The organism is Aeribacillus composti, assembly GCF_031760945.1.
GTDB lineage: Bacteria > Bacillota > Bacilli > Bacillales > Aeribacillaceae > Aeribacillus > Aeribacillus composti.
The window spans coordinates 2,983,316-3,001,600 of the sequence record NZ_CP134501.1 but is presented as its reverse complement, the minus strand read 5'-3'; the positions used below and the strand labels follow the sequence as shown (position 1 = coordinate 3,001,600).

16 protein-coding genes, 1 tRNA gene and 1 riboswitch are annotated in these 18,285 nt (G+C 37.7%); of the genes, 4 read left to right on the top strand and 13 right to left on the bottom strand.

Features of this window, described 5'->3' with window-relative positions:
- The first annotated feature begins 118 nt into the window (after positions 1 to 118).
- Together ytvI and RI196_RS14600 are read left to right on the top strand one after the other, a co-directional pair.
- The gene (ytvI, locus tag RI196_RS14605) at positions 119 to 1,147 is read left to right on the top strand and encodes a sporulation integral membrane protein YtvI (RefSeq protein WP_063387477.1); all 1,029 of its coding nucleotides are present in this window, start codon (positions 119 to 121) and stop codon (positions 1,145 to 1,147) included.
- 141 nt (positions 1,148 to 1,288) lie between these two features.
- Positions 1,289 to 2,380: an AI-2E family transporter gene (locus RI196_RS14600; RefSeq protein WP_311066433.1), complete on the top strand. Its 1,092-nt coding sequence runs from the start codon at positions 1,289 to 1,291 to the stop codon at positions 2,378 to 2,380.
- Between the two features lie 75 nt (positions 2,381 to 2,455).
- On the opposite strand, the gene RI196_RS14595 is transcribed toward RI196_RS14600, so the two are convergent.
- The 6 genes from RI196_RS14595 to RI196_RS14570 all read right to left on the bottom strand — a co-directional run bounded on the left by RI196_RS14595 (position 2,456) and on the right by RI196_RS14570 (position 8,141).
- Positions 2,456 to 2,529: transfer RNA gene (locus RI196_RS14595), tRNA-Pro, on the bottom strand.
- Between the two features lie 60 nt (positions 2,530 to 2,589).
- On the bottom strand, positions 2,590 to 2,952 hold the full coding sequence (gene crcB, locus RI196_RS14590; protein WP_094244601.1) for a fluoride efflux transporter CrcB: 363 nt from the start codon (positions 2,950 to 2,952) through the stop codon (positions 2,590 to 2,592).
- Positions 2,953 to 2,964: 12 nt separating this feature from the next.
- Complete coding sequence (gene crcB, locus RI196_RS14585; RefSeq protein WP_311066432.1) at positions 2,965 to 3,372, bottom strand: fluoride efflux transporter CrcB; 408 nt, start codon at positions 3,370 to 3,372, stop codon at positions 2,965 to 2,967.
- A gap of 560 nt (positions 3,373 to 3,932) precedes the next feature.
- The gene (locus tag RI196_RS14580; RefSeq protein ID WP_063387272.1) at positions 3,933 to 4,976 is read right to left on the bottom strand and encodes a ribonucleotide-diphosphate reductase subunit beta; all 1,044 of its coding nucleotides are present in this window, start codon (positions 4,974 to 4,976) and stop codon (positions 3,933 to 3,935) included.
- Between the two features lie 12 nt (positions 4,977 to 4,988).
- Positions 4,989 to 7,253, bottom strand: coding sequence for a ribonucleoside-diphosphate reductase subunit alpha (locus RI196_RS14575; protein WP_311066431.1), 2,265 nt, complete (start codon positions 7,251 to 7,253; stop codon positions 4,989 to 4,991).
- A gap of 136 nt (positions 7,254 to 7,389) precedes the next feature.
- A riboswitch (cobalamin riboswitch) is annotated at positions 7,390 to 7,568 on the bottom strand.
- A gap of 132 nt (positions 7,569 to 7,700) precedes the next feature.
- Positions 7,701 to 8,141, bottom strand: a complete 441-nt coding sequence (locus tag RI196_RS14570) for an Hsp20/alpha crystallin family protein (RefSeq protein WP_063387274.1) — start codon at positions 8,139 to 8,141, stop codon at positions 7,701 to 7,703.
- A gap of 342 nt (positions 8,142 to 8,483) precedes the next feature.
- On the opposite strand from RI196_RS14570, the gene RI196_RS14565 reads away from it, so the two are divergent.
- Complete coding sequence (locus RI196_RS14565; RefSeq protein ID WP_199757325.1) at positions 8,484 to 9,773, top strand: globin-coupled sensor protein; 1,290 nt, start codon at positions 8,484 to 8,486, stop codon at positions 9,771 to 9,773.
- A 372-nt stretch (positions 9,774 to 10,145) separates the two neighbouring features.
- Here the strand turns inward: RI196_RS14565 and RI196_RS14560 are convergent, their stop codons facing one another.
- From RI196_RS14560 to RI196_RS14530, 7 genes are all read right to left on the bottom strand, one after another.
- Positions 10,146 to 10,850 carry an ABC transporter ATP-binding protein gene (locus tag RI196_RS14560; RefSeq protein WP_094244608.1) on the bottom strand — a complete coding sequence of 235 codons (705 nt, stop codon included), beginning with the start codon at positions 10,848 to 10,850 and terminating at the stop codon, positions 10,146 to 10,148.
- Complete coding sequence (locus tag RI196_RS14555; protein ID WP_063387278.1) at positions 10,843 to 11,598, bottom strand: ABC transporter ATP-binding protein; 756 nt, start codon at positions 11,596 to 11,598, stop codon at positions 10,843 to 10,845. Before RI196_RS14555 ends, RI196_RS14560 begins: the two co-directional genes overlap by 8 nt.
- Positions 11,595 to 12,587, bottom strand: coding sequence for a branched-chain amino acid ABC transporter permease (locus RI196_RS14550; RefSeq protein WP_094244607.1), 993 nt, complete (start codon positions 12,585 to 12,587; stop codon positions 11,595 to 11,597). The genes RI196_RS14555 and RI196_RS14550 overlap by 4 nt, the downstream gene beginning before the upstream one ends.
- Positions 12,588 to 13,448, bottom strand: coding sequence for a branched-chain amino acid ABC transporter permease (locus tag RI196_RS14545; protein WP_094246385.1), 861 nt, complete (start codon positions 13,446 to 13,448; stop codon positions 12,588 to 12,590).
- Between the two features lie 89 nt (positions 13,449 to 13,537).
- Positions 13,538 to 14,749, bottom strand: a complete 1,212-nt coding sequence (locus RI196_RS14540; RefSeq protein WP_311066430.1) for an ABC transporter substrate-binding protein — start codon at positions 14,747 to 14,749, stop codon at positions 13,538 to 13,540.
- A 396-nt stretch (positions 14,750 to 15,145) separates the two neighbouring features.
- Positions 15,146 to 16,411: an MFS transporter gene (locus tag RI196_RS14535; RefSeq protein ID WP_311066429.1), complete on the bottom strand. Its 1,266-nt coding sequence runs from the start codon at positions 16,409 to 16,411 to the stop codon at positions 15,146 to 15,148.
- A gap of 35 nt (positions 16,412 to 16,446) precedes the next feature.
- The gene (locus tag RI196_RS14530; protein WP_063387282.1) at positions 16,447 to 17,064 is read right to left on the bottom strand and encodes an isochorismatase family protein; all 618 of its coding nucleotides are present in this window, start codon (positions 17,062 to 17,064) and stop codon (positions 16,447 to 16,449) included.
- A gap of 240 nt (positions 17,065 to 17,304) precedes the next feature.
- Here RI196_RS14530 and RI196_RS14525 point away from each other — a divergent pair, with 240 nt between their 5' ends.
- Entirely contained in the window at positions 17,305 to 18,252 is a 948-nt protein-coding gene (locus tag RI196_RS14525; protein WP_311066428.1) for a LysR family transcriptional regulator, read from the top strand.
- The last annotated feature ends 33 nt before the right edge of the window (positions 18,253 to 18,285 follow it).

Sequence of the window (18,285 nt, the reverse complement as noted above, 5' to 3'; positions counted from 1 at the left end):
AATAACAATTTATAAAAATAATAAGGAATTTCAATAGTTCAAATGGAAAATCCACGATATAATAAGGATAACATGATGATTTTGAGTATAGAATAGATAGGAGAATGATGTATTGAAAATGAAAAAGTATCTTCCGCTTATCATCATTGGTATTGCCATTCTTATACTAATACCGTTCAGCATCCCGATATTGCTTGCGCTGCTTACAGCTCTTGTACTTGAAAAGCCTATCAGCATTCTCCAAAATCGATTTAAAATAAAAAGACCTTATGCAGTTTTGCTCATTTTTGTTGTTTTTTTACTCTTATTATGTATTCTAGGCTTTGGTTTGATAAACTTTATATATACAAACTTTGTGAGTTTTATAGAAAATATCCCTTTATATGTTAGAAAATTCAATCATGATTTTATTAATCCTCTTCTTGATACGTGGGAAAATTATTCCGCTTCCCTTCCAGAAGGTGTCATGACGTCTATTGAAATTTCCATTAATAATTCTGTCAATGCAGTTGACGGTCTTGTGAAGCAATTGATGGAATCGCTCATATTATTTGTTTCCGGCATTCCTGGCTTTTTCATTGAAGCGCTGATTTATTTGATTGCTCTCTATTTAATCAGTTTGGATCTGCCGAAAATATGGGCTTCGCTCGAGACCATGCTGACAGAAAAAACGAGAAATAAAATAAAATATGTTGTGAATGATCTTTATAAAGCAGGCTTCGGCTTTATTAAAGCGCAAGTTATCTTAAGTTTGCTGACATTTATACTAGCTTATATTGGGTTGGTGCTGCTTCGTGTGGATTATAGCTTGATTTTGGCGATCATTATCGTGGTTGTTGACATCCTTCCTATATTGGGAACAGGATCAGTGCTGGTTCCTTGGGCTATTTATGCATTTAGCCAGGGGCAAACCAATCTCGGAATAGGATTAGTTGTCTTATTTCTTGTGATCACTGTCGTCAGACGTGCTGTCGAACCGAAAATTATGTCAACCAACATGGGAATAAGCCCTCTTGCCGCCTTGATCAGCATGTTCATTGGACTAAAGATGCTCGGTATATTAGGTTTATTCTTAGGTCCAGTTGTTGTGATTTTGTTTGAAACATTGCGAAGAGCAAACATTATAAAGCTTAACATAAAAATTTAAAAAGGTTTTCCTTAAATTTGAGCGGAAAATTTGGATTAGAAGCAATAGGAGGATTGAAAAAAATTGCTTAGAATATGTAAATACATGATATTCTAAATATTGGAACGAATGTTGCAAAATTGGATGCGGGAGGCAAGCATTTTGTTTAAATCAAAACTTCATTTTTGGACGTTAGAAATACTTTTGATCATTTTGATCTTATATTTCAGCACAAAAATATCTTTTCTTTTTGAGCCCATTGTGATCTTTATAACTACTTTGTTTTTTCCTATAATTATTTCCGGTTTTCTTTACTTTTTGTTTGCTCCGATTATTGGCTTTCTTGAAAAGCGAAAAATTCCAAGAGTGCTGGCCATTTTGATTTTGTATATCGTGTTTATCGGCGGAATTTCGATCGCCATCGGATTGGTAGGGCCTACGATTGTTAAGCAGTTTAATGATTTAATTCGAAACATTCCTTTTTATATAACAAAAACGAGAGAAATCATTGAAAACCTGTATCAAACAAGCTGGTTCCAATGGGTATTGACGCAAGATTATTTTTCCATTGAAAAAATTGAGAGCACCATTACGCAATATGCATCGAGAATTACAAATAATATTACGAATGGCGTTCAGTCCGTTTTCAGCGTTATCACAAATATAACACTCATTATTGTCACGGTGCCGTTCATTTTATTTTATATGATCAAGGACGGACATAAGCTGCCGCATCAGGTCGTAAAGTTTTTTCCGAGTGATTTCCGCGATGAAGTTATGATTATCTTAAAGGAAACAGGCGAAACCTTATCTACCTATATTCAAGGACAAATGCTTGTTTCCATGTTTGTCGGGCTCTTTACGTTTATCGGATACTTAATCATTGATCTGCCGTATGCTTTGCTGCTTGGAATAACTGTGGCAATCACCAATATTATTCCGTATTTAGGTCCGTTTATTGGGGCTGCTCCGGCCGTTATTGTCGGCTTGCTCGATTCACCTTTTAAAGCACTTCTTGCGATTATTGTCGTGACAATTGTTCAGCAAATTGATGGAAATGTGATTTCTCCGTTTATTATTGGCAAGAAGCTTGATACACATCCGCTGACCATTATTATATTGTTGCTTGTTGCAGGAAATATCGCGGGAATTTTGGGGATGATTTTGGCTGTTCCAACATATGCTGTAACCAAAACGATTGTGATTAACTTATATAAATTAATTAAACTGAGGAAAGGGATTAAAAAGACGTAATTCAAAATATACGCCGCTTGAAAAAGCTCAAGCGGCGTTTTTGATTTTAAATGATGATTTAGGAGATTTACAGAGTCGGGATGACAGGATTCGAACCTGCGACCCCCAGCACCCCATGCTGGTGCTCTACCAAGCTGAGCTACATCCCGCTGGACAATCTGTATTATAAAGAAAAAATCGATACATGACAATATGATTCAAATAAGTTTTTAAAATATAGCGCCTAGCTGGTAGCCGAGAAAGGCAAACAAAAGACCGAACGCATAGCTTGAAAGAAAATAGCAAATGGACACTGTTTTTTGTTTTTCTGTTAACAGCTGTTTATTTTCAAGCTGAAACGTAGAAAAGGTGGTAAAGGCTCCTAAACATCCTGTTCCAAATAACAGTAGATATGCTTCTGAAATATTCATGCCGATCAAAAGGCCGAGCAGGAAAGATCCGCTGACATTGATAATAAATGTCGCAACAGGAAACTTCATATTGCTTTTCTTTTTAATCCAATTGGTGACGATCAAGCGGGCATTAGCTCCTAAAAAACCTCCGATTCCTACAACGATAAAGTTGAAAAGCATTACTCTTCACTCCTATTCATGACGGGCCGTTCGTGCGTTGTGCTGGGAAAGCATTTTTCGGCCAAGATGATAACCAGACGAAACAAATAAATAACCGCCTATTAAGCTTGACAATGTATACATAATGGCTGTTTCCCATTTATCGGCAATCATCAATTGAATGTTCTCAAAACTGAAGGTTGAAAATGTTGTGAATGACCCGATTAAGCCAGTACCGATCGCTGCGGCAAAATGGGGAGGAAATCCTTTTATTTTAAATACATATTCAGTCAACCATCCTAAAAGAAAACTTCCAGCCAAATTGGCTAAAAGTGTCGCTGCTGGGAAAGATCCTGTCCAAAATCTGGAAGTCCATAGGCCGACACTGTATCGAAGACAGGCACCTGCTATCCCGCCCAAACCGACTAATAAATAAATCATTATCTTCACCTCGCAATGGTGGAAAACAACATAGCTCTTTTTAGCCAATATGATTTTCTTAATCTTCGTGAAAACTATATTTCTTTTTTTAGGGCATCGCCTTTGTAATTGCTTCTATAATGAACGCAATACAAGCTAAAAAGATAGTCAGTAAAGTTGAACATAACAATATGTTTCTGATGACGACAGCAGCTTTGTCACATCTGCTGAAAGTTTGAAAAGCAAAATATACAAAGATGCCTAATAGAATCGAGGCAAACCAACTTATAAAGCCTGTTTTCGTAGCTAATTTTGGCCAATCAAACATCCAAAAATATAGAACAGCGAAATGAATTGTTACTAACAAAATTGACATTATGATCAAGGTTGATTTTAACATAGATCCCCTCCGCACATATTATACCATGGTATGGAAAAATGGGATGCTTAGGTCCCCAAAAGGATAAGCTCTTTTAAGAGAAAGTATTTGCGAAAAATTCTTTCATAGCATTCCTTTTGGTTTGGCAGCAGATAACAAAAAGGGCAGTCTCTGCTGCCCGTTATCATGAGAACGTAAATTTTTACAACTCATCAAAGCCGTTATCAATCGTGTTGACTTTTGTATATTGTCTCGATTTTTGTTCAAAGAAGTCTGATTTTCCTAAGTCCACTTCTTCATAAGCCCGTATCCATTTCAAAGGATTTGTCCGATAGCCTTCAAAAGGACGTTCGAATCCCAGCTGATTGGCACGGAAATTCGCATAAAATTTAATATAGCTCTCCACATCTTTTAAATGCAGGCCTTCAATGTCATTGCCGATAATTACACCGGCCCATTCGATTTCCAGCTCGGCTGCTTTCATAAATGTTTTCGAAACGAATTGTTTCAGTTCATCTGTATCATATTCAGGATATTGCTTCAGCACCGCTTTGAAAATTTTTTCAAACAAACCTACGTGTATTTGTTCATCACGGTTAATGTAGTTAATCATCGTGCTAGTGGCTACCATCTTTTGGTTTCTGGCTAAATTATAAAAGAATGCGAAACCGGAATAGAAAAATAAACCTTCCAGTATGACATCAAAGACGATCGATTTCAACAAATTCTCCACATTCGGATTTTCTGCAAATGCTTTATACCCGTTGGTGACAAATTCATTTCGCTTCCTTAAAACCGGTTCGTTCCGCCAATATTCAAATACTTCATCCTGTACGTTTTTAGGCACGATGCTTGAGAGAATATACGAATATGAATGGTTATGAATCACTTCCTGCTGGGCGAGCAAAATCATTAAGGCGTTTATGCTCGAGTCTGTAATATAATCGGCAACTTTTCCGGCATAATCGGTTTGAATGCTGTCTAATAAAGCTAAGAGGCCGATAATTTTTAAAAATGCGTCCTGTTCTCTTTCTGAAAGCTCAGGAAATTGCTTCACATCTTGAGCCATATTGATTTCAAAAGGTGTCCAAAAGTTTGCGAGCATCCGTTTATATTTTGGATATGCCCACGGGTAGGCGACATCATCCCAATTGAGCACGTTGGAACATTTTCCGTTCACTATTGCTGTTGAACGGTTTGGTGCATCAGGATCCATAATAACTCGTTTTGTTAATGTTTGCTCCATATTAATTCCTCCTTAACTTGCACATGATTCACATTCATAAATGTCGCTTGATGTCGAACGGACATAATACGTTGTTTTCAATCCGGATTTCCAAGCAGTCAAATGAAGCTCCAGCAATTCTTTCGCTTTGATCGTGTTTAGAACGTAAAAGTTGAACGAAATGGACTGGTCAATATGTTTTTGACGCACCGCATTTTGTTTAATGCTCCATGTTTGGTCGATCAAATAAGCGGATTTATAATACCAAGTCGTTTTTGCATTTAAGTCCGGAACAGTAACTGGAATTTTGTAGTCTTTCTTTTCCTCTGAATAAACTTTTTGGAAAATTGGATCGATGCTTGCTGTGCTTCCGGCTATAATGGAGGTCGATGCGTTCGGTGCGACCGCCATTAAATAGCTGTTGCGGATGCCAAAAGTCTGCACCTTTTCCTTTAATTCCTGCCATTTTTTTGACGTATAACCGCGGATCTCAAAATATCGGCCCGTATCCCACTCCGAGCCTTTAAAGAGAGGGTATGCGCCTTTTTCTTTTGCGAGCTCCATACTCGACTGAATGGTTAAATACGCAATTTTTTCATATAATTGATCGACAAATTGGACTGCCTCGTTACTTTCCCATGCAATTTCCTTTAGTGCAAATAAATGATGCATGCCAAACGTTCCAAGACCGATTGCACGGTATTTTTCATTTGTAAGCTTCGCCTGTAATACCGGAATGCTGTTTAAATCGATGACGTTGTCCAGCATCCGCACTTGAATAGGGATTAATCGTTCCAGAACATTATCAGTGACAGCCCGTGCCAAATTGATGGAAGAAAGGTTGCAGACGACGAAATCGCCGGGCTTTTTCACAATGACAATTTTTCCATCTTCGACATATTGTTCTTCAACAGTTGTTGAGCTTTGATTTTGCGCAATCTCTGTGCATAAATTGCTGCAATAAATCATGCCGGCATGCTTGTTTGCGTTTTTCCGATTCACTTCATCACGATAAAACATAAAAGGCGTTCCCGTTTCAAGCTGGCTGATCATAATCCGTTTCATTATTTCAATCGCAGGCACTTTTTCTTTAGATAAGGATGGATGATTCACACACTCAAAATATTTTTCCCGAAAGCTGCCGTTACCTTTTTCTTCATCATAAAAATCTTCCAGATTGAATCCCATGACTTTGCGAACTTCGTGGGGATCGAACAAATACCAGTCTCCGCGCTTTTCAACTTGTTCCATAAATAGATCAGGAATGCATACACCTGTAAATAAATCATGGGTGCGCAGCCGTTCATCTCCGTTATTTAATTTTGCATCAAGGAAAGCGAAAATATCTTTATGCCAAACATCCAAATAAACGGCAATTGCTCCTTTTCTTTGGCCGAGCTGGTCGACGCTCACCGCCGTATTATTTAATTGCTTCATCCAAGGAATGACACCTGATGAAACTCCTTTGAACCCCCGGATATCGCTTCCGCGGCTTCTGATTTTCCCCAAATACACTCCAATGCCTCCGCCGCTTTTAGAAACATTGGCAATATCAGTGTTCGAATCATAAATGCCTTGAAGGCTGTCGTCTACCGTATCAATAAAGCAGCTTGAAAGCTGACCGACTGATTTTCCTGCATTAGCCAATGTCGGTGTTGCAACCGTCATATATAAATGGCTCAATGCCCAATACGCTTCCTTTACAAGATGCAAACGTTTGGATGGATGCTCTTTCATCATTAACGTCATAGCGATGATCATAAAACGTTCCTGTGGAAGCTCAAATGTTCGTTTATGAAAATCTTTAGCTAAATACCGGTCGTAAAGGGTCCTTAATCCGATGTATGTAAACAGCTTGTCCTTCTCAGGATCAATGGCATTTCCCAGCTCCATAATTTCCTCTTTTGAATAATGCTCTAGCAAAAGAGGGCTGTAGATTCCAAGATCGGTTAATGTTTCGATTAACAAATAAAAATCGCCGTAGCCCGGTTGGTTGTAATTTCTGTTTTGGCTCGCTTCATGGTAAATTTTTTCAAGAAATACGTGTGCAGCTAAAAAAGTCCAATCCGGCTCACTTTCCGAAATGTTTGCTAAAGCTTCAATAATCAGCAGGTTTGTAAATTTTTCAAGATCATCAATCTGCTGGTATTGTAAGGTTGTCAGCACTCTTTCGCTGTATTCATGAAAGGAAAGGGACGGAAACTTTTCTTCAAGCTGCCTTAGATAAAGTTCCAAATCGCTCCTGTTAAAATGATTTTGAAAAACCTCGTATAGATTTAATGCTTTCGTAATATTCATCAAACATCCTCCTTATCAAAATAAAAAACCGCTCAGGAAGCTGAGCGGATCAAACGATGATTAAAAAGGAGGCAGTTTACAAGGCGAAACTACTCCATTCAAACCATCGTTTCATCTTCCCAACCCCCGAAGAATTAGAAACGTTCGGACAAAGGCAGGTCTCCTGACTCGTGCTTCATCCTACTTTGAATCCTTCCCATACGAAACGTACAGTGGATTATTCATTTCGTAGCACTCACAGTTGCGGGGACAGTTCCGGATTCTCACCGGATTCCCTTTTAAGCTGAAAACAGCACCTTTGTCGTTAGGTTTTCAATATATAGTATTTAATTGTTTTTTATTACACAATATATAGATTTTGATGTTATATATTCATCATAATCGTACTTGGCGAAAATTGCAATAAAAAAGTGAGGCTGATTGAAATTTTGCAACCTCACGAAACAATTAATGAAACTGAATATCAATTTTCTTTTTGTTGTTTTCGGTTTGTTTTGGAATACGGATTTCCAAAACGCCATTTTTATATGTCGCGCTCACTTCTTCTTCTTTTACATTTGCCGGCAATGCAACAGCGCGGTGAAACCGCCCGACAAACCGTTCGCGTCTATGCATTTCTTCTTCCTTTACTTCTTTGCTTCTTTGAATTGTGCCGCTGATCGTAAGAACGTTGCGATCAAGATGAATGTCAACGTCTTCCTTTTTTTCAAGGCCGGGCAAATCACACGTAACAATTACTTCATTAGCAGTTTCATGAATATCAAGCCGGGGGGTATTCATAGTCTCAAAGTTTTCAAAAAAATGCGGGAAGCTTTCAGAAAAAACGCGATTCATGTTTCGTCTAAATTGGTTGATCTCAGAAAAAGGATCGTAAGGAATGAGAGCCATATGATTGTTCCTCCTTTGATTTTTTTACAGAAAATATTATTTGTGTTGGGAAGAGAAATATACATAAAGCAAAATTCCAATTATTGTTTTCAATGTCCGGTGTATCCAAAGTTATTTCGGAATAGAGCTCTTTCAGATTTTTACTATTTATAATCGCCTTTAAACATGTTTTTCGTCAACAGTAATCTTTAGTTTTATAGAAAATATTTCATTTTCGAATATTGAATTTAACGAATTTGAATAAATTTTAAAAATTAATTGAAAAAATTGTTGATCATCTATTTTTAATTGCCGATATATACAATGGACACTAATAATGAATTTTGAAGGGGAAATCAACCAATGTTTAAAAAAAGAAAACAAGTTCCATCACTTTTTGAAAAACAAGTAGATCTTCAACAAGTAAAACTTGAAGTGACTGATGAAAAATATCAAAGACAATTAGCGATGGTTGGCCTGACAAAGGATGATCTTATTTGTACTCTTATATTAAAAGATGCGATTGAAGAAAACATAAAGTTTATTATCGATGCATTTTATGATGCTCTCCATCAAGAACAATTTTTGATTGACTTAATTAATAAATACAGCTCGATCGAAAAGCAGAAGGAAAGATTGAAAAAACATGTGCTGCTTATGTTTAGCGGATCCTTGACAGATGAAGATATAACAAGAATGAAGCGGATTGCTGTAGCCCACGTCCGCATTGGATTAGATACGATTTGGTACATGAGTTCATTCCAGCAATTACAGAAATCTATTTTTTCCGTTGTTGCGAAAGCGTGTCCATCGAAGGAAGATTATCATAAAGCGGTGGTCACCATTGCAAAAATGTTAAACTTTGAACAGCAAATTGTGCTGGAAGCATATAATGAGGAGTATTTAAAAAGACGGCAAAAAATCGAAAAGGAAAAACAGGAGCTTCATGAAAACATCGCCCAAACCTCCATTCGTCTTGCTGATCTTATTGAATCAGCCAATTCAGCTATACAAAAAATTAACGAACGATCCAAACAATTTGCCTTAATTGCAGTTGATCGTTTTGAAACAGCGGCATCAACCGAAGCAGAGGTCAGTTCAAGGAGAGAAGACTTGAATTTTCACTCCGGTTTAATGGTCAATATAAAAGAACGGACTGATGATATTGCTTTAAAAATAAAGTCGCTTGAACAAACTTCTGAAAAAATTAATCATGTCGTCTCGATTGTTACTTCTATTGCTGAACAAACTAACTTGCTGGCTTTAAATGCCGCAATTGAATCGGCGCGCGCAGGGGAATACGGGAAAGGATTCGCTGTTGTTGCTAGTGAAGTGAGAAAGCTGGCGGAAGAAACAAAAAATTCCGTGCTTGGCGTTTCCAATTTAATTGAGGAAATCAGAGCGAAAATTAACGATACCGCTTCATCTATTGTGGAAGTAACAGAGCTTACAAGCAATGGTTCGCAAAGAATGAAAGAGATGAACCAATTCTTCGACAATATTTTGTATGCCTTCGACAAAAATAAAGAACAAACTGAAAAGACGAAAAATGAACTCGAAAACTTTGCTGAAATCATTGATGATATAACAAATTTCATTGCGCAAATCAATGAGACTTCAGAACATTTAAAAAAGCTGGCCAATCATATATAAATTCTTTTTCAGACGCTTGAGCCCCATCATTCCGAACTTAGGAGAGATGGGGTTTTTATTGGTACTGAACCATAAATAGATAGATGAAAAGGAGGGCGGCCGGGAGATGTTTGCTTCATAAATCACCATACCGCCTGTACCGTCGGCAAATCCGCTTGTTGCAAATGTTTTTCCTTCTTTTTCTGGATGAATCACAAAAAGCTGAACAAGTACTTTGGTTCTGTACAAATTTAATAGTACGAGGATCTATAAAAATTGTTTGCGCAGTTCTAACATCGTTATCGTTTTGCTTGGAGATTAAAAAAATAAGGATATATGCTCGTATATTGAACATATATCCTCATATTCTTCCAAATGTTATGTGGTGTTTTTCTATACCCCAAGATATTTATGTTGTATTTCATTATTTTTCATTAATTCATCTGGGCTGCCCTGCCATACAATAGTACCTTTGTTCATAATTAAAATTTCATCTGCTACTTTGCATGCGAGTGATATATTTTGCTCAACCATTAAGATCGAAAGTCCTTCCTGCTTCAGTTTTACAACTATATCGCCGACCTGATCGATAATGACAGGGGCTAATCCTTCCGATGGTTCATCCATTAATAAAAAGCTGGGATTTGTCATCAAAGCTCTTCCGATTGCAAGCATCTGCTGTTGTCCGCCTGAAAGCTCAGTACCCATATTTTTTTCTCTTTCTTTTAAAACAGGAAATAATTCATATACCCTTTCCAAATCCCAATTATTATTTCGGTCTATTAAATTTTTACGGGCAGCCATTGTCAAGTTTTCACGAATGGTAAGAGATGGGAAAATCCGCCTTCCTTGTGGAACGAATCCAATTCCAAGGCACGAAATTTGATGAGGCAACAGGTTATTCAGCTGCCGTTCCTTAAATTGAATTTTTCCCCTCCGCGGTTTAAGCAGCCCGGCAATCGTATGAATCGTTGTTGATTTACCTGCTCCATTTCTCCCAAGAAGAGCAACACATTTCTTGCTTGGAACTGAAAATGAAACACCTTGAAGAATATGACTCGTTCCGTAGTAAGAATGGACATTTTGAAGCTCAAGCATGAGCTTTTGCACCTCCCCCAAAGTAAATTTTCCTTACTTCTTCATTGTTTCGAACTTCTTCGGGAGTGCCGCTTAATATCACTTCTCCGTGATGAAGAACAGTAATTCTGTCAGCAATGGAAAATACAACATCCATATCATGTTCAATAATTAGTATAGATACTGTCCGAGGAAGCTTTTGAATCATTTCAGCTGTCTGTGCAGTTTCTGCTGGAGACATTCCTGATGTCGGTTCATCCAAAAGCAAGATCTTCGGTTTAGACGCCATCGCTAGCAAAATCTCAAGAAGCCGCTGCTCTCCATAGGAAAGATTGTTCACCTTGACATTTCTGCGTGTAGAAATCTCCCATTGTGCAAGGATTTCATCTGTTTCTTTTTTGAGGTCGATATGCTTTGTCAACGCATGAAACATTTGGTAGCGATATCGTTTCGTTGCTGTTAAAGCAAGATGAAGATTTTCTTCGACTGTCAAATTTCCGAACAAGTTGTTTTTTTGAAACGTTCGCGACATTCCTAAATGAACCAATTTACTGGAAGGCATATTGCTTATTTCTTGCCCTTCCAAAAATATTTTTCCTGAGTCAATTGGCAGGACATTTGTAATACAATTAAAAAGAGTTGTTTTCCCCGCACCGTTAGGGCCGATGATAACATGGCGTTCTCCTGGCTGAACTTCCAATGATACGTTTTGAAGAACTTGTAATGTTTTGAATGATTTGTTTATATTTTCTACTTTTAATATACTCAATTGACTACCTCCTCTTTTTCAACATGCTGCGGAGCGTAATCATCGCTATTTTTTCGTTTTTTATAAAAAATCTTAGATTTCAATAAAGCAAACCAATGGATAATTCCACCTTTGCCAACCAGCACAAGAATCACTAACAGGGCTCCCATTATAATTGGCCACCGTTCTGTGTACGTGCTGATAAAGTTCTGTAAAAAAATGAATAGGCCAGCTCCGATTGCCGGACCAATCAGCGTACCAACTCCTCCAATTATTACCATCATCATAACTTGACCCGAAAACATCCAACTCGATACATCTGGGCTTACAAAAAGGTTGTAAAATCCGTATAAAGATCCTGCAAATCCTGCTAGGGCTCCGGAAAATGTATATGTTAAAAGCTTATAAATGCGTACATCGTACCCCAATGCACTCATTCGTGCTTCGTTTTCCATTATTCCTTTGACAATTTTACCGACTGGAGATTCAACAAAAAATCTAAGCAGTAAATAAACAATAATAAAAGCTGCTGCCATTACGGAATAAATCCCTATAGGACTGACAATTTCGCCAAAACCGAGATTCAAAGGAGCGGAAACTTTCATGCCGTCTGCTCCACCAGTCCATTGCTTTAATTGCCAAGCCAGAGCAAACAGCAATTGTCCGAAAGCAAGAGTAATCATTAAAAAGTAAAATTTCGAAGTGCGTATAAATATCGCGCCAGTAACTAATGCAAGAAGACCAGATAAGCAGATAGAAAAAAATAGTAACAAGTAGGAATTTGGAATATGCGGTCCGAGAAGTGCCACGGTATAGGCTCCAATACCGAAAAATCCTGCATGACCTAGTGAAACCATTCCTGCATACCCCATTATTAAACCAAGACTCATGGCAAAAATAGCCATAATGAAGATTTCGGAAACAAGATCGATCCCATACACACTTAAAACGAAGGGCAGAACGAAAGCAATAAGCAGAAATACAATGAAAATTAGAATATTCTTTTTCAACTATGCCACCTCCCTTCCAAATAGCCCTTGAGGACGAATAATTAATACTACAACCATGAGAAGAAATACGATTAGCATTGATAATGAAGGAAACCAAATCTTGCCGAAGGTCTCAATCAATCCGATGAGAATTGCACCAATGAAAGAGCCTTTCCACGAACCTAAGCCGCCGATCACTACAACAATTAATGATGTAACGAGAATGTCTGATTCCATACCTGTATACATCCCGATTAACGGTCCTCCTAATACTCCGCTCAACGCAGCTAATCCTGCACCGAAAGCAAAAACTCCAGTAAATACGACCCCAACATTTATTCCAAGAGCTGAAACCATTGCCCTGTCATCCACACCTGCACGAATAATCGCGCCGATTCTAGTTTTGCTCTCAAAATACCAAAGAAGCAGCGCTAGCAGACAGCCAATTAAAACAACAAACAACCGATAAAAAGGGAAAACCATCGGTCCAATGGAGATCGACGAATCGAGCAAAGCAGGGACAGCCATCGTTTGAGGCTCTGTACCCCAAATCCACTTTGCGGTATCTGCAATAACGAAGGCTAAACCAAATGTGAGCAGCACCTGCTCAAGCTCTTTCCCATAAATTTGCCGAATAAATAATTTTTCAATAATAATCCCGATCACAGCCGTAACAGCAACTGATAGCAATAAAGCAATCCAAAAACTGAATTGTTGATTCATAAAGGTAAAGGCCATATAGGATCCAAGTAAAAATAATGTACCGTGCGCCAAGTTAACAATATTCATAACTCCTAAAATAATCGTCAACCCTGCTGCTATCATAAAATACAGCATCCCATACGCTAATCCCGTTAATAGCTGTACAGAAAATATAGACAATGACAAAACGATCCCCCACTTTCTCAATTTATGAAACGACAAATTGGGACTGGAGAACTTTGCCCCAGATCCCAATCCTGTTACATGGACTAATTTGCAGGAGCTTTTTCAGGCATCGTTACTTTTTCGACTGTCTCCAGTACTTCAGGGACAATTTGATTATCCTTTTTTGTGTTCTTTGCGATGTAGAAATTCTGTATTGGGTTGTTCGTTTTTGGATCAATCGTAATTGGTCCGCGTGGGCTGTCAAAGGAAATCCCTTTAAGGACTTTTATTAAATCCTCTGCATTTGTGCTTCCTGCTTCTTTAATCGCTATATCTATGACTTTTGCGGAGTCATAGCCTCCCACTGAAAAAGTGTTTGGCAGCTTTCCGTATTTTTCCTGATATGCCTCTACAAACTTTTTGTTTTCATCATTTTCTAGCCAAGGCGAGTACAGGATGCCAGAAATGATTCCTTCTGCTGCTTCACCAGTAGGCTCGAGGATCAGTTGATCGCCAAATTCCATTGGACCTGACAGCGGAATTTTTCCCTTTAAGCCAAAATCATTGTATTGCTGAACAAACCGAATTCCATCGCTGCCTGCCATGAATGTAAAAACTAGTTCAGGCTTTACTTGGGCTACATCAGTAAGATACGTTGCGAAATCATTCGTTCCTAATTTAGGGTATATTTCTTTTACTACCTTACCGCCAGCAGCTTCAAAAGCTTCTTTAAAAGCGGAAACAACTTCCTTTCCTGCAGGGTAGTCGGGTGCAATCGCTACCGCTGTTTTTCCAACATTTTTTGCTAAATATTCTCCAGCACTGCTGCCATTTTGCCAGTTGGAAAATGACAGGCGGTAAATGTAATCGCTTTTTTTGCTCCAGGAAAGATCGTTTCCGGCAGCATTGGCATCAATTAATATAATTTTGTCTTTCTCCACCTCGTCTCTCAATGCGTAAGCGACTGCTGAAGAAATTGGTCCAACAAGTATATCTACTTTTTCATTCTTGACTAATTGGCGATATTTCCTTAAAGCAACTTGCGGGTTTGCTTCATCATCTTCAAATTTTATTTCCACCTTTTTTCCGCCCAACTTGTTATCATTTTCTTCAAGATAAAGGTTAAATCCGTTTTTAATGCTTTCCGCAAGCGGAGCGAATGTTCCAGTTGAAGAAAGGATGACGCCAATTTTGATTGTGTCTTTTTCACCGCTGGAATTAGACTTGCTATTGCTTACAGCCGATCCTGAACAACCTGATAAAATCAACATTATAGTAATAAAAAGAACACTCCAAAATTTACCTTTTCCCACCATTTTATACCCCCCTAAAAGCATTAGTTAAACGCTTTCATTTTTTGAATTGCAAGGTTAAAAAGCTTTTCCCTCCCTTCTTTATATTTTTTAATATTCCAAATTTTTTTATTATTGTTTTTTATATTATTGCCTGCAGATTGGCTTCACAACATCGTTGTTTCAGAATGTGCAACGAATGAATAATTTTTATAATTTTAAAATAAACAGCTGTCCAGAAAGATGATTCTTATCGCACTTAGCAAATTTATAAATTCCTAATGTGACTATGACTGTTTCGGTTAAAGCAGAAGCTGTTTATTCGGATTAAAATTGTTTATATGAAAAACACGCGAAAAGAGCTATACATCCCAATTTTACTGAATTGCTCCTTAACAACTTATCTCCCTATATCGAAAATTAAATGGAAACAGCATTTCCTTTTTTTACTTTAGTGGGCGCAGTTTCTTTTATAAAACAAACAATGCCGAGACATACTATTAAGCCTCCAAGAGCAAGGAGAAGCGTTTTCTCGATGCCATAATTTTGCGCAATGAACCCGCTTAATGCCGGCATCACTCCGCCGCCAAAAATCTCGCCGATCCCAATAGGAATACCCGCTGCAGAAGCAGCAAGAGAAGGCGGCACTGACTCAACCGGTACAGGACCTGCCATTAAGCATAAACTTCCAAAGGCAAGCAATGCTAATATAAACAGAAGCATAAACAGTAAAACGAGTTGAGCGCCGATGTTCATGAAAATAAGGAGAACAATTATTGCTAAAATGAAAGCTGCAATCAAAGTTGTTTTTCTTCCGAGCAAGTCAGAAATCCCCGGAAGGATTAATTGCCCCAGGAATCCACCGAACCCAATTCCTGAAATCACAAAGCCCATTTGAGCAACAGAAAAATGTAAATAATCTGTAAAATAGTTAGGCAGCATCGCGCTTAAAACAAAAACACAGCACATGATTCCAATCAATCCGATCATAGATAAGTTGACATTGCGAGAACGAAAGATCTTGATCCAAGGCGCCCGTTCCGTTTTTCCCATTTCTGACAACTGGCTTTTGTCAAGACTGTTTGACATTACATGATCTGGTTCACGAATTGTGCGATGCAACAAATAAGCAACGATCAATCCGGGAACAGCTACAACAGCAAATACCCAGTGCCATGAAGGAACAATGCCTAACAATTGAGTAGCAATAATTGGGCCTAAACCTAGACCAAATAGAGCAAATGTACTTTGCTGAACCCCCATATTAAACCCTCTTCTTTTCGGATGAGAGGCTTCAGCTGTTGCCGCAACACTAACCGAACAAAATGCACCTTCAAAAACACCCATGGCAGCTCTTATAAACAGTAAACTCATCAATCCGGCAGCTAAGCCTGTAAAGCCAACTAATAACGAAAAAATAATCATAGCGGGTACTAAAATAACACGTCTTCCGACTTTGTCTGATACACCGCCCATAATAATGGAAAACAAACCCCAGAAAACTCCCGTGATCGCGACAATGATGCCTAAATCTTGATAGTTTAAATTTAGATCATTCATCATTACTGGGAATAGAGGACTAATGATCCATCTATCTAGTCCTACAAGTCCAAAACCAATGGCGAGAAGAGGAACAGACTTTTTTTCATATGACCGATCCCATTTATTCAACATGTTTTCTCGCATATTCACTCCAACTCCCTAAATGTATTAATTGATATCTAATTTTTTTCGATTTGTTGAATAAGCTCTTCTGTTGACATAACTCGTCCAAAAACTTTATCGATAACAGTTAATGTTGCCTGATGAGAAGCATCGTCAAATCCGCCGCAGGCATCCCCGACAAAGACTACTTTGAAATCACGCATAAAAGCGCTTCTAGCTGTACTTTCGCAGCAGACGTTCGTAACTGTTCCTGTAATAATGACAGTATCCACTATTCCTGCTCCTCGGATGTTCCGTATAATAGTTTCCAATTGTGTATTGTAAAAAGCGTCATATCTATGTTTTTGGATGGTTATTTCGCTTGGAAGCGGTTTCAATTCATCGACCACTTGTACACCTAGTGTACCGCTTCGCATTCCTTCTTTCTTTAGCCAAGGCTGGTAAGCAACTTCTAATGGAGATACTTCATATTCGTCGAAAAGCACATGTGTCGTGAAAATGACCGGTATATGATGTTGGCGGCATGAATCAAGAATTTTTTTCATATTCGGCAAATTGCGGCGTGCCATTGGAACTTCCATGATGGCGCCTTCTTTGACAAAATCATTTTGCATATCAATCACAAGAAGAACAGCTTTATTTTTATTGAAATTCCATGCAATAAAATTTTCCATAGAAATCCCTCCATAATATTTTTATTGTTTTGAATTTTAAATATTTAAAGATATCCTAGTTTAAAAAAAGAAGCATTCACCATCCTTTTTTTAATTTTGTGAATATTGCTATAATTTTTGATATAGTATAGCATGGATTGATTATATGATGGATATAGAAGTTTTTTATAGCCATTTTATTATTTATTTCATCACTGCAACATATTTGTTAAGAAAACGGTTTCGTTGGAGGAGGTTAGCATGGATTTTGAAAGCTTATATTCTTTTTTAATGGTTGCTCGAACGAAAAGTATTTCTAAAGCGGCGAAACAAATGCATGTGACACAACCTACACTTAGTGCGCGCATTCGAAAACTTGAAGAGGGTCTCGGTTTCTCTTTGATTGAACGAAACTGGGAAGGAGTAAGGTTAACTGAAAAAGGGAGATATTTTTTGCCTTATGTTGCTCAATTTTTGCAAGATTTTAGTAACGCTTTAACTGTGTGTCATGAATTTAAGGTATCCTATAAAGAGGTTATTGATATAAAAAAAATATATATTGGAATTGATTCCTGGCTTGTCCCTCTTTTTGTTCAACACATTTTGGCTGAATTTCAATATGATCCTGAGATCGAGTTTAAAATTTTGTCGCTGCCAACAGAGACCATTATTACACTAATTGAAAATGAAGCTGTAATGATCGGAATTTTTTATACTGAAGAGCAAAAAAGCGTTTTTAATAGTCTACCGCTAATCGAAGACGAGATGGTTCTTCTTTACTGTTCTAACAATAGTTTTAAGATCGAAAATGATTTATCGAACATTTCTTTATTAAAAAACAAACCGTTTTTGCTTTTTGATAATCCAGTACTTGTTTATCACAGCAACATTACGTCCCAAATCATTCAGCAGCTTGAGATCGCGAAGTTTCACATAATTGATAATATGAATGTTATGATCAATCTTGTCGCTGGCGATTATGGTTATACGATTATTCCAAAATCGAGCATAACTCAATTTTTTGATCAAATTCATCAGGGAAGGATTCCGGTTCGGCTGGTTGACATAGGTACTAATAAAATACCTAAGATCCACATTCAAATCGCATATTTGAAAGCGAACGGTGCCTCAATTCCTGTAGAAAAAATTTCTTATAATGTGTACAGGCGTGTTGTTGATTTTAAACAGACAATGAAGAAAAATGAATGAAGATGAAGTCTAGAAAGAAAGAGGAATCTGAAT

Excerpts from the sequence above, each read along its gene's own strand:
- ytvI (WP_063387477.1), top strand. The coding sequence starts at position 119 with ATGAAAAAGTATCTTCCGCTTATCATCATTGGTATTGCCATTCTTATA.
- crcB (WP_094244601.1), bottom strand. The coding sequence starts at position 2,952 with ATGCTTTTCAACTTTATCGTTGTAGGAATCGGAGGTTTTTTAGGAGCT.
- crcB (WP_311066432.1), bottom strand. The coding sequence starts at position 3,372 with ATGATTTATTTATTAGTCGGTTTGGGCGGGATAGCAGGTGCCTGTCTT.
- RI196_RS14580 (WP_063387272.1), bottom strand. The coding sequence starts at position 4,976 with ATGGAGCAAACATTAACAAAACGAGTTATTATGGATCCTGATGCACCA.
- RI196_RS14575 (WP_311066431.1), bottom strand. The coding sequence starts at position 7,253 with ATGAATATTACGAAAGCATTAAATCTATACGAGGTTTTTCAAAATCAT.
- RI196_RS14570 (WP_063387274.1), bottom strand. The coding sequence starts at position 8,141 with ATGGCTCTCATTCCTTACGATCCTTTTTCTGAGATCAACCAATTTAGA.
- RI196_RS14565 (WP_199757325.1), top strand. The coding sequence starts at position 8,484 with ATGTTTAAAAAAAGAAAACAAGTTCCATCACTTTTTGAAAAACAAGTA.
- RI196_RS14560 (WP_094244608.1), bottom strand. The coding sequence starts at position 10,850 with ATGCTTGAGCTTCAAAATGTCCATTCTTACTACGGAACGAGTCATATT.
- RI196_RS14540 (WP_311066430.1), bottom strand. The coding sequence starts at position 14,749 with ATGGTGGGAAAAGGTAAATTTTGGAGTGTTCTTTTTATTACTATAATG.
- RI196_RS14535 (WP_311066429.1), bottom strand. The coding sequence starts at position 16,411 with ATGCGAGAAAACATGTTGAATAAATGGGATCGGTCATATGAAAAAAAG.
- RI196_RS14530 (WP_063387282.1), bottom strand. The coding sequence starts at position 17,064 with ATGGAAAATTTTATTGCATGGAATTTCAATAAAAATAAAGCTGTTCTT.
- RI196_RS14525 (WP_311066428.1), top strand. The coding sequence starts at position 17,305 with ATGGATTTTGAAAGCTTATATTCTTTTTTAATGGTTGCTCGAACGAAA.